The following is a 13,902-nucleotide window of genomic DNA, read 5'->3' as shown; positions in this document are numbered from 1 at the left end:
GCGTTACGCCGGATCCGGCCTGCAGAACGCGCTGGCTTGAAAGCTGTGAGCGATCAGGCTGGCATTAAATAGAGAATTTTTTCCCGCCGCGGTGCGCAGCAGAGGTTTGACCGTTTGCGCCATACAGCGCCGGCTCCTGGTGCGGTTTCAGCACTTGAATCGCTTGTTGATTACGCTCAATTTGCCCTTCCAGCAGCCATCCGTTGTGCTGGTTGAGGTCGCGCAAATGCTGCGTTTTTTGAGTGATCGTCTGCCAGCGTTCAGCAATCTCATCGTTGGCGCTGCGCGTGGCGTCATGCTCCAGACGGCGCTGCTGCTCCAGATAATCAAGGGTTGCCAGCAAAGAGCTTTTTTCTTCTGTAATACGCTGTAGCTGGCTGCCGTTGATATATCCGGCGGAAAGCTGCTGCTGCTCAGCATCCATTACCGTTTTCAGGTCATTGAGGACGGTTGTCATCTGATCAAGTATTTCTGACAAACGAGTCATACTTTATTTACTCTGTAAGTAGCTCTGTGCCTCGCGAATGAGCGAGTCGGCAATTTTTCCGGTATCCATTTTCAACTCACCGTTACGGATCGCGGTTTTTAATGCTTCGACGCGTTCCATATTGATGTCATTGGTGCCGGGCTGCATCAGTTTGGCCTGGGCGTCGCTCAGCATGACGCTGGTGCTGGTGGTCGCGGTGGTTTTTTCCTTCCGCGCTTTTTGTACCGGCGCATCGCTGGTTTCACGTGGCTGAACGGTACTGACTGGCTTCAATGGTGAGGTACGATCAATGCTCATTTTGTTTATCCTCATCGAGGGGGTACGCTATAGCGGCCCGCTGTAATCATTGGTTGTTTATCTATCGGCACACGCTAAAAAATCTTTAACCTATTATAGGTTAATAAGAATATTCCCATCAGAATCGACGATGCCGCTCACCACCTGGCCGGAAATCATCCGCACTCGCGCATTCTGTGCGACGGCGGCATTGTTCAGCGCTTTACCTTCGGCATTCACCCGAAAGCCATCGCCATTGGCGATAACCAGTACGCGTTGGCCAGCTTTGATCCGCCAGGCCTGGCGCAACATTGAAAGCTGTATCGGCTGACCGGGAACCAGATCGCGCAGACTCACCGCGTCCTGCACCTGATTCAAATCTAACACGGCGCGCGGCGGCAGTTGGTCCAGCCGGCCTCGCTTTAACGTCACGCTGGTCGGGGTTAGCGCACTGCCCCGGGCGACGGGCGCGGCGGCAACCACGTAGTTTCCCGTGGCCTGCACATTCACCTGCAAATAACGTTTCTCGTTGGCGCAGCGGGCCAGCACGTTCACATTCCCCCACAGTTTCGCGTTGCCTGACACGCTTAATGCGGGTTGCTCGCAACTGGGCAGTAGGTTAGGCGACGTACGGATAGTGACGACCACCTCATCGCTAAATCCGGCCAGACGTTGGGAAAACCATGCCGTCAGCTGTGAATTCAGGTCTTGCGCCAGCGTCATAGGGCTGAACAGCAGTGCAGCCACAACTATTCCACGTTTAAACGTTTGCATCAAAACCTCGCGCTTTTTCAGGTAGTGGCAGGATTTTACCTGTGTGACGCAGTCATCAACGCAACAAATAGCGACGCATTTTGCGTTTATTCCGGCGATAACGCGCGCGTAATGGGATTTAAGCTGTCGGCTGAATTTTGTCATTTGCGGAGGAGATATGCTCGATAAGCTCGACGCCGCCTTACGTTTTCAACAGGAAGCGCTGAATTTGCGCGCCCAGCGCCAGGAAATATTGGCCGCCAACATTGCCAATGCCGACACGCCGGGGTATCAGGCGCGCGATCTGGATTTCGCCAGTGAATTGAAAAAAGTCATGGTGCGTGGACGGGAACAAACCGGCGGCGTCTCGTTGACGCTGACCTCTGCACAACATATTCCGGCCCAAACCGCTTCTGCTCCCGCTACGGAATTGCTCTATCGCATTCCTGACCAGCCGTCTCTGGATGGTAATACGGTGGATATGGACCGGGAACGTACGCAATTTGCAGACAACAGCCTCAAATATCAAATGGGGCTGACCGCGTTGGGCGGACAAATCAAAGGCATGATGAACGTGCTGCAAGGAGGGAACTAATTCGTGGCGCTGTTAAATATTTTTGATATCGCAGGCTCTGCGCTGACGGCGCAGTCTAAGCGTCTGAACGTGGCGGCCAGCAACATGGCGAATGCGGATAGCGTCACCGGACCCGACGGTCAGCCCTATCGCGCCAAGCAGGTTGTTTTTCAGGTTGATGCCGCGCCAGGGGCGGCTACAGGCGGCGTAAAAGTTGCTGACGTTATTGAAAGCCAGGCGCCGGATAAGCTGGTGTATGAGCCGGGTAATCCGCTGGCCGATGCGAACGGCTACGTAAAAATGCCGAATGTGGACGTCGTCGGCGAGATGGTCAACACCATGTCCGCTTCGCGTAGCTACCAGGCAAACGTCGAAGTGCTCAACACCGTGAAAAGCTTGATGCTCAAAACGCTTACGTTAGGCCAGTAAAGGAGACGCACATGTCTGTTGCTGTAACCATGAATGACCCGAGCAATGCAGGCGTTAAAGCCGCTACCGGGAATAGCTCCCTGACGGGCAGTAATGCCGCTGACCTGCAAAGCAGTTTTCTGACGCTGCTGGTCGCACAGTTGAAAAACCAGGACCCAACCAACCCGCTGCAAAACAACGAACTGACCACCCAACTGGCGCAAATCAGCACCGTGAGTGGGATTGAGAAACTGAACACCACGCTGGGGTCTATTTCCGGGCAGATCGACAACAGTCAGTCGCTGCAGGCCAGTACGTTGATTGGTCACGGCGTCATGATCCCCGGCACCACCATCCTGACCGGTAAAGGTACGGAAGAGGGCGCGAAAACCACCACCACGCCGTTTGGCGTTGAGCTGCAGCAGCCAGCAGATAAGGTCACTGCAACGATTACCGATAAAGACGGCAAAGTGATACGCACTATTGATATCGGCGGCTTGAAAGCAGGAGTTCATACCTTTACCTGGGACGGCACCATGACCGATGGCACGGATGCGCCAAGCGGTTCTTATAACGTCTCAATTGCTGCCAGCAATGGCGGAACGCAACTGGTGGCACAGCCGCTTCAGTTTGCGCTGGTGCAGGGTGTTATTCGCAGTAACGGCGGTAATACGCTGGACCTGGGCACCTATGGAACCACCACCCTCGACGAAGTACGGCAAATAATCTAAGCCCTCACACTTATCAGGAGTAAGTCATGGCCTTTTCTCAAGCGGTCAGCGGTCTGAACGCTGCAGCGACCAACCTCGATGTCATTGGTAATAACATCGCCAACTCCGCTACCTACGGTTTTAAATCTGGTACGGCTTCTTTTGCCGATATGTTCGCCGGTTCTAAAGTGGGCCTGGGGGTTAAAGTTGCGGGTATTACTCAGGACTTTACCGATGGTACTACCACCAATACCGGACGCGGACTGGATGTGGCTATCAGCCAGAACGGATTTTTCCGTATGGTAGACAGCAACGGCTCTGTATTCTACAGCCGTAACGGTCAGTTCAAGCTCGATGAAAACCGCAATATCGTTAACATGCAGGGGCTGCAACTGACAGGTTATCCTGCTACCGGTACACCGCCGACAATACAGCAAGGTGCTAACCCGGCACCGATCACTATTCCGAATACGCTGATGGCGGCGAAAACCACGACTACCGCGTCAATGCAGATCAACCTGAACTCCACTGACAAGGTGCCAAGCAAAACGCCGTTTAATCCAAACGATGCGGATTCCTACAACAAAAAAGGCACTGTTACCGTTTTCGATAGTCAGGGTAACGCCCATGACATGAATATTTTTTATGTCAAAAACGCGCAGAGCAACACCTGGGAAATTCACACACAGGATGCTTCAACTGGCGAAGCTGCAAAATCAGCCGGGTTTATGAAGTTTAACAACAATGGTGCGTTTTTAGGGATGAGCGCCACGGCAACCGGTACGCCAGCAGGAACGGATATCACAATTACAACCGGTCAGATTAATGGCGCAACTGAAGCCACCTTCTCTCTGAGCTTCCTGAACTCCATGCAGCAGAACACCGGTGCCAACAACATCGTCGCCACGAATCAGAACGGCTACAAGCCGGGCGATCTGGTGAGCTACCAGATTAACAATGACGGTACCGTGGTCGGTAATTACTCCAACGAACAGCAACAGGTGCTGGGCCAGATCGTGCTGGCAAACTTTGCCAACAATGAAGGTCTGGCGTCTCAGGGCGACAACGTCTGGGCGGCTACACAGGCTTCCGGCGTGGCGCTGCTGGGTACCGCAGGCGAAGGTAACTTCGGCAAACTGACCAACGGCGCGCTGGAAGCCTCAAACGTGGATTTGAGTAAAGAACTGGTGAATATGATCGTCGCTCAGCGTAACTATCAGTCGAACGCGCAGACCATCAAAACCCAGGATCAGATCCTCAACACGCTGGTCAACCTGCGCTAAGCGCCTGACGGGATGGCTTAATGGATCACGCAATTTATACCGCTATGGGCGCGGCCAGTCAGACGCTGAATCAACAGGCGGTGACGGCCAGCAACCTGGCAAACGCCTCCACGCCGGGCTTTCGTGCGCAGCTCAATGCGCTGCGTGCGGTTCCCGTTGAAGGTTTGTCTTTACCGACGCGTACGCTGGTGGTGGCCTCCACGCCGGGGGCCGACATGACGCCGGGCCAGATGGACTATACCTCACGCCCGCTGGACGTGGCGTTGCAACAGGACGGCTGGTTGGCTGTCCAGACCGCAGACGGTAGCGAAGGGTATACCCGTAATGGCGCCATTCAGGTAAGCCCTACGGGTGAACTCACTATTCAGGGGCATCCGGTAATCGGTGAAGCCGGGCCGATAGCCGTACCAGAAGGTTCCGAAGTCACCATTGCGGCTGACGGGACGATCTCGGCGCTTAACCCAGGCGATCCGGCTAATACGGTTGCGCCCGTTGGGCGTCTGAAACTGGTGAAGGCGACGGGGAATGAAGTGCAGCGTGGCGACGACGGTATGTTCCGTCTGACTCAGGCCGCACAGGCTACCCGTGGCGCGACGTTACAGGCCGACCCGAGCATCCGCGTTATGTCGGGTGTGCTGGAAGGCAGTAACGTCAAGCCGGTTGCCGCGATGAGCGACATGATCGCCAACGCTCGCCGTTTTGAAATGCAGATGAAGATTATCAGTAGCGTGGATGATAACGCGGGCCGCGCTAACCAACTGCTGTCGATGAGTTAACACAGGACATTTTATGATCAGTTCATTATGGATCGCCAAAACCGGCCTGGATGCGCAGCAAACCAACATGGATGTGATTGCCAACAACCTGGCAAACGTCAGCACCAACGGATTTAAGCGCCAACGTGCGGTGTTTGAAGATCTGTTGTATCAGACGATTCGCCAGCCTGGCGCCCAGTCTTCTGAACAAACCACACTGCCGTCCGGTTTGCAGATTGGTACCGGTGTGCGTCCGGTGGCAACCGAGCGTTTACACAGCCAGGGGAACCTGTCGCAAACCAATAACAGTAAAGATGTGGCGATTAAAGGCCAGGGCTTTTTCCAGGTCATGCTGCCTGATGGTACGTCAGCTTATACCCGTGACGGTTCTTTCCAGGTGGATCAGAACGGTCAGTTAGTGACGGCGGGTGGTTTTCAGGTTCAGCCTGCCATCACCATACCGGCTAACGCGCTCAGCATCACCATTGGACGTGACGGTATTGTCAGTGTGACACAACAGGGTCAGGCTGCGCCTGTTCAGGTCGGGCAGCTTAACCTGACCACCTTTATGAACGACACCGGCCTGGAAAGTATTGGTGAGAATCTGTACACCGAAACGCAGTCATCCGGCGCGCCGAATGAGAGCACGCCGGGGCTGAATGGCGCGGGTCTGTTGTACCAGGGTTATGTTGAAACCTCTAACGTCAATGTGGCGGAAGAACTGGTAAACATGATCCAGGTTCAGCGCGCTTACGAAATCAACAGTAAAGCGGTATCGACCACCGATCAGATGCTGCAAAAACTGACGCAACTCTAAAGTGGAGTCCGGTGGGGTGAGAACCTCACCGGCACACTGATTTTGAAGATGACCGCAATGCGAAAATACGCGCTTCACCCATACCCAATTTTAGCTCTGCTGGTGGTTTCACTGACAGGGTGCGCCTGGATCCCAGCCACGCCGCTCGTGCAGGGCGCGACGTCTGCTCAACCGGTTCCAGGCCCGACGCCGGTGGCGAATGGCTCAATCTTCCAGTCGGCGCAGCCGATTAACTACGGTTATCAACCGCTCTTCGAAGACCGCCGTCCGCGCAATATTGGCGATACGCTGACCATCGTATTGCAGGAAAACGTCAGCGCGAGCAAAAGCTCCTCGGCAAACGCCAGCCGCGACGGCAAGACCAACTTTGGTTTTGATACCGTACCGCGCTACCTGCAAGGGCTGTTTGGTAACGAACGTGCCGACGTAGAAGCCTCCGGTGGGAACACCTTTAACGGTAAAGGCGGCGCGAACGCCAGCAATACCTTCAGCGGTACGTTGACCGTAACGGTCGATCAGGTCCTGGTGAATGGCAATTTACATGTCGTGGGTGAAAAACAGATCGCCATTAATCAGGGCACTGAGTTCATTCGCTTCTCCGGGGTCGTTAACCCGCGCACCATCAGTGGCAGCAACTCCGTACCGTCAACTCAGGTTGCGGATGCGCGTATTGAGTACGTCGGTAACGGCTACATCAATGAAGCGCAAAATATGGGCTGGTTACAGCGTTTCTTCCTTAACTTGTCGCCGATGTAAGCGAGGTACCCGGTGTTTAAATCTCTTGTTGGAATGGTACTGGTACTGGCAACCGCCTTTGCGCATGCCGACCGTATTCGTGACCTGACCAGCGTGCAGGGCGTGCGGGAAAACTCGTTGATAGGTTACGGGCTGGTGGTCGGGCTGGATGGTACCGGTGACCAGACCACACAGACGCCGTTTACGACGCAAACGCTCAATAACATGCTGTCGCAGTTGGGGATCACCGTACCAACCGGCACCAATATGCAGCTGAAAAACGTGGCGGCGGTGATGGTTACCGCGCAGTTCCCGGCTTTTGGTCGCCAGGGGCAAACGATTGACGTGGTGGTCTCTTCCATGGGGAACGCCAAAAGCCTGCGCGGCGGAACGCTGCTGATGACTCCGCTGAAAGGGGTCGATAGCCAGGTATATGCCTTGGCGCAGGGGAATATTCTGGTTGGCGGTGCGGGCGCGGCTGCGGGGGGCAGTAGCGTGCAAGTTAACCAGCTCAATGGCGGACGCATCACCAACGGCGCGACCATCGAACGTGAGTTGCCCAGCCAGTTCGGCGGCGGCAACACTATTAATCTGCAGCTCAATAATGAAGATTTCACTATGGCGCAGCAGATTACCGACACCATTAACCGCTCGCGTGGTTTTGGCAGCGCGACGGCGCTGGATGCCCGGACCATACAAGTGCGTGTGCCAAGCGGCAACAGTTCGCAGGTACGCTTCCTTGCCGACATCCAGAATATGGAGGTGAACGTCACGCCGCAGGACGCGAAGGTCATTATCAACTCGCGTACGGGATCTGTAGTCATGAACCGTGAAGTCACGCTGGATAGCTGTGCCGTGGCGCAGGGTAACTTGTCGATTACGGTAAACCGCCAGGCAAACGTCAGCCAGCCGGATACGCCGTTTGGCGGCGGACAGACCGTAGTGACGCCACAAACGCAGATCGATCTGCGCCAGAGCGGCGGCTCGCTGCAAAGCGTACGTTCCAGCGCCAATCTGAACAACGTCGTGCGCGCGCTGAATGCGCTGGGGGCGACGCCGATGGATCTGATGTCCATTCTGCAATCGATGCAGAGCGCGGGTTGCTTACGCGCCAAACTGGAAATCATCTGATGATTGGCGACAGCAAACTGCTGACCAGCGCCGCCTGGGATGCGCAAGCACTGAACGAACTGAAAGCGAAAGCGGGTCAGGATCCGGCGGCGAATATTCGCCCCGTGGCCCGTCAGGTTGAAGGGATGTTCGTGCAGATGATGCTGAAAAGCATGCGTGAAGCGTTGCCGAAAGACGGCGTGTTTAGCAGCGATTCAACGCGTTTGTATACCAGCATGTATGACCAACAAATTGCGCAGCAGATGACCGCAGGCAAAGGTCTGGGACTGGCTGAAATGATGGTTAAGCAGATGACGCAAGGACAAGTGCAACCTGCTGATGATGCGCCACAGGTGCCGATGAAGTTTCCGCTGGAAACGGTGACCAGCTATCAAAACCAGGCGCTGACGCAACTGGTGCGCAAAGCCATCCCGAGGACGACGGAAAGTAATGATGAGCCGCTGTCGGGCGACAGTAAAGACTTCCTCGCCCAGCTGTCGCTGCCGGCAAAACTGGCGAGTCAGCAAAGCGGCGTTCCGCATCATCTGATTCTGGCGCAGGCGGCGCTGGAGTCCGGATGGGGCCAGCGGCAAATTCGCCGGGAAAACGGCGAACCGAGCTTCAACATTTTTGGCGTGAAGGCTTCGGGAGGCTGGAAGGGACCAACGACCGAAATCACCACAACCGAATATGAAAACGGCGAGGCGAAAAAGGTGAAAGCCAGATTCCGCGTCTATAGCTCTTACCTTGAGGCGCTGTCGGATTATGTCGGACTGATTTCCCGTAACCCGCGCTATGCGGCGGTGACCGCAGCTGCAACCGCTGAGCAGGGCGCGCAGGCCCTGCAAAATGCCGGTTACGCTACCGACCCTAACTATGCGCGGAAATTAACCAGCATGATCCAGCAGTTGAAATCGATGAGTGAAAAGGTGAGCAAAACCTACAGTACGAACATCGATAATCTCTTTTAAATAGCTCAAGTCTACCGACCTGCTGCCGATAATAACGAGTATTGAAGGATTACAAGGAACCTCCATGTCCAGCTTGATTAATAACGCGATGAGTGGACTCAGCGCAGCGCAGGCCGCGTTGAACACTGCCAGTAATAACATCTCCAGCTATAACGTCGCCGGATATACCCGACAAACGACAATTATGGCGCAAGCGAACAGCACGCTGGGTGCGGGGGGCTGGGTAGGCAATGGCGTCTATGTTTCTGGCGTGCAGCGCGAGTATGACTCGTTTATCACCAATCAGCTGCGGGCAGCGCAAAACCAGAGCAGCGGTCTGACGACCCGTTATGAGCAAATGTCGAAAATCGACAACCTGCTGTCCAGCAAAACCAGTTCGATTTCGACCTCAATGCAGGACTTTTTTACCAGTCTGCAAACGCTGGTCAGTAACGCCGAAGATCCGGCGGCACGCCAGGCGCTGATCGGTAAAGCTGACGGTTTGGTGAATCAGTTTAAAACGACCGATCAGTATCTGCGCGATCAGGATAAGCAGGTTAATACCGCTATCAAAGCCAGCGTCGATCAGATCAACAACTACTCGAAACAAATCGCCAGCCTTAACGACCAGATTTCTCGTCTGACCGGTGTTGGGGCGGGGGCATCCCCTAACGATCTGCTCGATCAGCGCGACCAACTGGTCAGTGAACTGAACCAGCTTGTCGGCGTGGAAGTCAGCGTTCAGGACGGCGGCACTTACAACGTAACCATGGCGAACGGTTATTCATTGGTGCAGGGCAGCAATGCGCGCCAACTGGCGGCAGTGCCTTCCAGTGACGATCCTTCGCGTACAACCGTTGCGTATGTGGATGGCGTTGCCGGAGCGGTTGAGATCCCTGAGAAACTGCTGAATACCGGTTCATTGGGTGGACTGCTCACCTTCCGTTCGCAGGAACTGGATCAAACGCGTAACACGCTGGGCCAACTGGCGCTGGCGTTTGCCGATGCGTTTAACACCCAGCATAAAGAAGGTTTTGATGCTAACGGCGATGCGGGTAAAGATTTCTTTGCTATCGGCAGCCCGTCCGTACTGAGTAACGCTAAAAATACCGGTAAAGCAGAATTAAGTGCTGAAGTTGATGACAGTTCGAAAGTGCAGGCTACCGACTATAAAGTTGTGTTTAGCGGCGGCAAATGGCAGGTGACGCGTCTGGCCGATAACACCACGTTTGAAGCTAAACCTGATGCGAACGGTAAACTGGATATTGATGGTCTGAAGGTAACGGTTAAGGCTAATCCAACCGGCGCTAACGATAACGACAGCTTTATTCTGAAACCCGTGAGCAACGCTATTGTTGATATGAAAGTCATGGTGACAGACGAGTCGAAAATCGCCATGGCGTCAGAGAAAAGCACTGATCCTGCTGCAGATACAGGTGCAAGCGATAACCGTAACGGTCAGAAACTGCTGGATCTGCAAACCAAGGCAACTGTTGGTAATAAAACCTTTAATGACGCTTACGCCACTCTGGTGAGCGACGTGGGCAACAAAACGGCGACGCTGAAAACCAGCAGTACCACGCAAAACAATGTGGTCAAGCAGCTTTATAACCAGCAGCAGTCGATTTCCGGGGTAAACCTCGACGAAGAATACGGTAATTTGCAGCGTTATCAGCAGTATTACCTGGCTAACGCACAGGTATTGCAAACTGCGAATGCGTTGTTTGATGCATTGATTAATATTCGCTAAGGGAGAGGGACACAATGCGTATCAGCACCCAGATGATGTACCAGCAGAATATGCGTGGCATCACTAACTCTCAGGCTGAATGGATGAAGTTCGGCGAGCAGATGTCGACCGGTAAACGCGTGATCAGCCCGTCTGACGATCCGATTGCCGCGTCGCAGGCCGTAGTGCTTTCTCAGGCTCAGGCGCAGAACAGCCAGTACACGCTGGCGCGCACATTTGCGACGCAGAAAGTCTCGTTGGAAGAAAACGTACTGAACCAGGTAACAACGGCTATCCATGCCGCGCAGGAGAAAATTGTTTCTGCCGGCAACGGCACATTAAGTGATGATGACCGCGCATCGTTGGCCACTGATTTGCAGGGTATCCGCGATCAACTGATGAACCTGGCGAACAGCACCGACGGTAATGGTCGCTATATTTTTGGCGGCTACAAAACAGAATCCGCGCCGTTTGCGCAGGCTGATGGGTCCTATAGCGGTGGTACAACAAATGTGACCCAGCAGGTTGATGCTTCCCGTACTATGGTTATTGGTCACACGGGCGACAAAATCTTCGCCAGCCTGACCAGCAACGCCGTACCGGAACCACCGGGTAGCACCCAGGAAAAGAACCTGTTCAAAATGCTGGACAGCGCGATTGCAGAGCTAAAAATTCCTATTGCGGGTGATGATGTGGCAAAGGATAAGGCCGCAGCAGCTATCGATAAAACCAATCGTGGCTTGAAAAACTCACTGAATAACGTGCTTTCCGTTCGCGCAGAATTGGGTACCCAGCTGAGTGAACTGAGCTCACTGGATTCACTGGGAGCCGATCGTGCGTTAGGCCAAACCCAACAGATGAGCAACCTGGTGGATGTCGACTGGAATGCGGCGATTTCGTCCTACGTCATGCAACAGGCCGCACTTCAGGCCTCTTATAAAGCATTTACCGATATGCAGGGAATGTCGTTGTTCCAGCTTAATCGGTAATAACTCTTTTTGAACATATCTTGAAACTGGGTATGTTTGTCTGCCCGCTCCCTTAACACCCAGAGCGGGCATTTTTTTAGGTTACCGTTGTTTTGCTAAGCGACAGATTTCCCGTCAGCCTTATTACCAGCGCAAGCGTACCGCTGATGGTTGCCAGCGTCACCACACCTTCCCAGTTTGCCAGCGCATAGACCTGACTCCCGAGAACGGAACCCAGCGCCATACCAATGAACACCATAGTAAACAGCAGCGCATTCAGACGGCCCCGGGCCTGAGGCTCCAGGCCATAAACCAGGTTCTGGTGGGCAACCAGGCTGGATTGCAATCCGAGATCAAAACCGACCGCCGAAACAGCAATCAGCAACCACTGCCCCTGTACTGGCAGGGCGGGTAACAAGAACATCAGTGCGAAAGAGACGGTTACCAGCAAAGCACCTAACTGCGTCACTTTTGCTGCGCCCACTTTATCGGCCAGATGACCCGCCAACGGCGCGGCAAGCGCACCGGCGGCTCCCGCGATACCAAACGCGCCCGCCATCGCGCTACCCATGTGATAATGTTCAGATAACATCACCGCCAGCGTGGACCAGAAAGCGCTGAAGGCTATGGACAGAAAGCCCTGTGCCAGCGCCGCGCGGCGCAATGCGGGATACCGTTGCCAGAGCTGCGCCATAGAGAGCATCAATGACGGGTAGCTCAGCGTAGAATGGGCCGTAAAACGAGGCAGTACCTTCCACATAATTACGGTAATCATGGCAATACTGGCGGCGGCAAGTTGGTACATCTCACGCCAGCCAAACGCTTCACCCACCAGTCCGCTGACGGTACGCGAGAGTAAAATCCCCAACAGCAGGCCTGTCATCACCGTGCCCACCGTTTTTCCCTGTTTGCCTTCCGGCGCCAGAATAGCCGCCGCGGGAACGATATCCTGCGCCATTGTTGCCGCCATGCCCATCAACAGGCTCACTATTAGCAGTGAATGTAACTGCCCGGTAAAGCTGCATGCCAGAAGCAGTACGGCAAGAGAGATACTTTTCAGCAGGATTAATGTCCGGCGGTCATAACGATCGCCCAATGGTAATAAAAACAAAATACCCAGCGCGTATCCCGCCTGGGTCAGCGTCGGAACCAGTCCCATGCCGGTAATACTTAAGTTCAGATCCTGACCCATTAAAGGCAGAAGGGGCTGGGCATAGTAGATAGCGGCAACGCTGAATCCGGCACCTGATGCCAGAACGAAAATGACCCAACGGGAAAGTGCGGTGTGTGTGTTCACAAATGATTCCTCAATCACAGGATGTGCGGCTATTTTTATCCTTCTGCGGGTGGTGCGGTAGCGAGCGCAGTGGTAAAACAGTTATACGTCAGACGTATGAAGAAACTGGTAATGATAAAAACTGAACGTATAGATAGGGTGGAATTGATGCGCACGTTTGTGCGTATCGTTGAAGCAGGGTCGCTTTCGGCAGCGGCAAAACAGATGGGGACAACGCAAGCGACGGTAAGCCGACGGTTGCAATCCCTGGAAACTCTGCTGGGTGTGAAACTGATCATGCGTACCACGCATGCGATGAAATTAACCGACGATGGAGAGCGCGGATACCAGCACGCCAAAAATATCATCGATGCCTGGCTGGCGCTGGAAGATGGACTTAATGTCACGGAAGATGAACCGGTGGGGACGTTGCGCGTACGGGCGCCGCATGCGTTTGGACAGCAACAGCTCCTTGAGCCGCTGTTGCAGTTTCTTTCCCGCTATCCACAGTTATCGGTGGAGTGGATGCTTAACGACAAAACCGTTGATTTCCTGAGCGATAATATTGATTGCGCGATTCGGGTTGGCGCGGAAGTCGATCCGGCCACGGTTTCCGTTTTACTGGCTGAAGTTCCGCGTAGCATGGTGGCGAGTCCTGTATTGCTGGAGCAATATGGCGAAATTTCGCACCCTGAGCAGTTATCCGTGCTGCCGTGGATTGCAGTGAACACGTTTTTTCAGCATAGCGTTTCGTTGCTACACCAGGCGCGCAATGAACCTGTCACGCTGACTATTTCACCCAGATTAAGTACTGACAGTATTTATGTGGCAAGAAATGCCGCGCTGGCGGGGCTGGGGGTGACGATTGTTTCCAGCTGGATGGTTGAAGAAGATATCGCCAACGGACGTTTAGTTATGCTGCTACCCGAGTGGCGGGCAGCCTCGTTGCCGGTGCATCTGGTTTATCCATGGGCGCGTTACTATCCGACACGGTTGCGCAAATTTTTAGCGTTAATGAAGGATGTGATGCCACAATTAACCGGGATGAAACGCGTCGAGCCGATATAAAAA

The 13,902-nt window shown here is 54.2% G+C and carries 16 protein-coding genes; 12 read left to right on the top strand and 4 right to left on the bottom strand.

Features of this window, described 5'->3' with window-relative positions; translation table 11 throughout:
• Positions 1-64 precede the first annotated feature (64 nt).
• From flgN to flgA, 3 genes are all read right to left on the bottom strand, one after another.
• Positions 65-487 carry a flagella biosynthesis chaperone FlgN gene (gene flgN, locus OGV69_RS19575; protein ID WP_069323314.1) on the bottom strand — a complete coding sequence of 141 codons (423 nt, stop codon included), beginning with the start codon at positions 485-487 and terminating at the stop codon, positions 65-67.
• 3 nt (positions 488-490) lie between these two features.
• Positions 491-784 (bottom strand): flagellar biosynthesis anti-sigma factor FlgM, encoded by a 294-nt coding sequence (flgM, locus tag OGV69_RS19570; RefSeq protein ID WP_003832153.1) that lies wholly within the window; start codon positions 782-784, stop codon positions 491-493.
• Positions 785-877: 93 nt separating this feature from the next.
• Positions 878-1,537, bottom strand: a complete 660-nt coding sequence (gene flgA / locus OGV69_RS19565) for a flagellar basal body P-ring formation chaperone FlgA (protein ID WP_038643111.1) — start codon at positions 1,535-1,537, stop codon at positions 878-880.
• A gap of 157 nt (positions 1,538-1,694) precedes the next feature.
• On the opposite strand from flgA, the gene flgB reads away from it, so the two are divergent.
• The 11 genes from flgB (at position 1,695) to flgL (ending at position 11,576) form a co-directional block, all read left to right on the top strand.
• Positions 1,695-2,111, top strand: coding sequence for a flagellar basal body rod protein FlgB (flgB, locus tag OGV69_RS19560; protein ID WP_038639692.1), 417 nt, complete (start codon positions 1,695-1,697; stop codon positions 2,109-2,111).
• 3 nt (positions 2,112-2,114) lie between these two features.
• Positions 2,115-2,519: a flagellar basal body rod protein FlgC gene (flgC, locus tag OGV69_RS19555; protein WP_006685091.1), complete on the top strand. Its 405-nt coding sequence runs from the start codon at positions 2,115-2,117 to the stop codon at positions 2,517-2,519.
• Between the two features lie 11 nt (positions 2,520-2,530).
• On the top strand, positions 2,531-3,229 hold the full coding sequence (gene flgD, locus OGV69_RS19550) for a flagellar hook assembly protein FlgD (RefSeq protein ID WP_038639698.1): 699 nt from the start codon (positions 2,531-2,533) through the stop codon (positions 3,227-3,229).
• Positions 3,230-3,255: 26 nt separating this feature from the next.
• Positions 3,256-4,491: a flagellar hook protein FlgE gene (gene flgE / locus OGV69_RS19545; protein WP_069323315.1), complete on the top strand. Its 1,236-nt coding sequence runs from the start codon at positions 3,256-3,258 to the stop codon at positions 4,489-4,491.
• Positions 4,492-4,511: 20 nt separating this feature from the next.
• Entirely contained in the window at positions 4,512-5,267 is a 756-nt protein-coding gene (locus OGV69_RS19540; protein ID WP_038639704.1) for a flagellar basal body rod protein FlgF, read from the top strand.
• A 13-nt stretch (positions 5,268-5,280) separates the two neighbouring features.
• Positions 5,281-6,063, top strand: coding sequence for a flagellar basal-body rod protein FlgG (gene flgG, locus OGV69_RS19535; RefSeq protein ID WP_006685087.1), 783 nt, complete (start codon positions 5,281-5,283; stop codon positions 6,061-6,063).
• 57 nt (positions 6,064-6,120) lie between these two features.
• Positions 6,121-6,819: a flagellar basal body L-ring protein FlgH gene (gene flgH / locus OGV69_RS19530; protein ID WP_016152630.1), complete on the top strand. Its 699-nt coding sequence runs from the start codon at positions 6,121-6,123 to the stop codon at positions 6,817-6,819.
• Positions 6,820-6,852: 33 nt separating this feature from the next.
• On the top strand, positions 6,853-7,929 hold the full coding sequence (locus tag OGV69_RS19525) for a flagellar basal body P-ring protein FlgI (protein WP_087857787.1): 1,077 nt from the start codon (positions 6,853-6,855) through the stop codon (positions 7,927-7,929).
• Entirely contained in the window at positions 7,929-8,879 is a 951-nt protein-coding gene (flgJ, locus tag OGV69_RS19520) for a flagellar assembly peptidoglycan hydrolase FlgJ (protein WP_038639713.1), read from the top strand. Before OGV69_RS19525 ends, flgJ begins: the two co-directional genes overlap by 1 nt.
• Positions 8,880-8,943: 64 nt before the next feature.
• Positions 8,944-10,608 (top strand): flagellar hook-associated protein FlgK, encoded by a 1,665-nt coding sequence (gene flgK, locus OGV69_RS19515; RefSeq protein WP_069323316.1) that lies wholly within the window; start codon positions 8,944-8,946, stop codon positions 10,606-10,608.
• A gap of 14 nt (positions 10,609-10,622) precedes the next feature.
• A complete protein-coding gene (flgL, locus tag OGV69_RS19510; RefSeq protein WP_069323317.1) occupies positions 10,623-11,576 on the top strand; it encodes a flagellar hook-associated protein FlgL in 954 nt (317 codons plus the stop codon).
• Between the two features lie 76 nt (positions 11,577-11,652).
• Here flgL and OGV69_RS19505 read toward each other — a convergent pair whose 3' ends face one another.
• Positions 11,653-12,852, bottom strand: a complete 1,200-nt coding sequence (locus OGV69_RS19505) for an MFS transporter (RefSeq protein WP_069323318.1) — start codon at positions 12,850-12,852, stop codon at positions 11,653-11,655.
• Between the two features lie 21 nt (positions 12,853-12,873).
• Between OGV69_RS19505 and OGV69_RS19500 the strand changes: the two genes are divergently transcribed.
• Positions 12,874-13,899, top strand: coding sequence for a LysR family transcriptional regulator (locus OGV69_RS19500; RefSeq protein WP_071888122.1), 1,026 nt, complete (start codon positions 12,874-12,876; stop codon positions 13,897-13,899).
• The last annotated feature ends 3 nt before the right edge of the window (positions 13,900-13,902 follow it).

It is taken from the genome of Citrobacter sp. Cc139, assembly GCF_030334645.1.
In the GTDB taxonomy this organism is placed as follows: domain Bacteria; phylum Pseudomonadota; class Gammaproteobacteria; order Enterobacterales; family Enterobacteriaceae; genus Citrobacter; species Citrobacter werkmanii.
The sequence above is the reverse complement of the archived record's forward strand: the minus strand, read 5'-3'. Positions and strand labels throughout refer to the sequence as shown.

What these genes read in the sequence shown, in the direction of transcription:
- OGV69_RS19500 (WP_071888122.1), top strand. Translation starts at nt 12,874, where the DNA reads ATGTGCGGCTATTTTTATCCTTCTGCGGGTGGTGCGGTAGCGAGCGCA.
- flgJ (WP_038639713.1), top strand. Translation starts at nt 7,929, where the DNA reads ATGATTGGCGACAGCAAACTGCTGACCAGCGCCGCCTGGGATGCGCAA.
- flgB (WP_038639692.1), top strand. Translation starts at nt 1,695, where the DNA reads ATGCTCGATAAGCTCGACGCCGCCTTACGTTTTCAACAGGAAGCGCTG.
- flgL (WP_069323317.1), top strand. Translation starts at nt 10,623, where the DNA reads ATGCGTATCAGCACCCAGATGATGTACCAGCAGAATATGCGTGGCATC.
- flgG (WP_006685087.1), top strand. Translation starts at nt 5,281, where the DNA reads ATGATCAGTTCATTATGGATCGCCAAAACCGGCCTGGATGCGCAGCAA.
- flgN (WP_069323314.1), bottom strand. Translation starts at nt 487, where the DNA reads ATGACTCGTTTGTCAGAAATACTTGATCAGATGACAACCGTCCTCAAT.
- flgD (WP_038639698.1), top strand. Translation starts at nt 2,531, where the DNA reads ATGTCTGTTGCTGTAACCATGAATGACCCGAGCAATGCAGGCGTTAAA.
- OGV69_RS19540 (WP_038639704.1), top strand. Translation starts at nt 4,512, where the DNA reads ATGGATCACGCAATTTATACCGCTATGGGCGCGGCCAGTCAGACGCTG.
- flgH (WP_016152630.1), top strand. Translation starts at nt 6,121, where the DNA reads ATGCGAAAATACGCGCTTCACCCATACCCAATTTTAGCTCTGCTGGTG.
- flgA (WP_038643111.1), bottom strand. Translation starts at nt 1,537, where the DNA reads ATGCAAACGTTTAAACGTGGAATAGTTGTGGCTGCACTGCTGTTCAGC.
- OGV69_RS19525 (WP_087857787.1), top strand. Translation starts at nt 6,853, where the DNA reads ATGGTACTGGTACTGGCAACCGCCTTTGCGCATGCCGACCGTATTCGT.
- flgE (WP_069323315.1), top strand. Translation starts at nt 3,256, where the DNA reads ATGGCCTTTTCTCAAGCGGTCAGCGGTCTGAACGCTGCAGCGACCAAC.
- flgK (WP_069323316.1), top strand. Translation starts at nt 8,944, where the DNA reads ATGTCCAGCTTGATTAATAACGCGATGAGTGGACTCAGCGCAGCGCAG.
- flgM (WP_003832153.1), bottom strand. Translation starts at nt 784, where the DNA reads ATGAGCATTGATCGTACCTCACCATTGAAGCCAGTCAGTACCGTTCAG.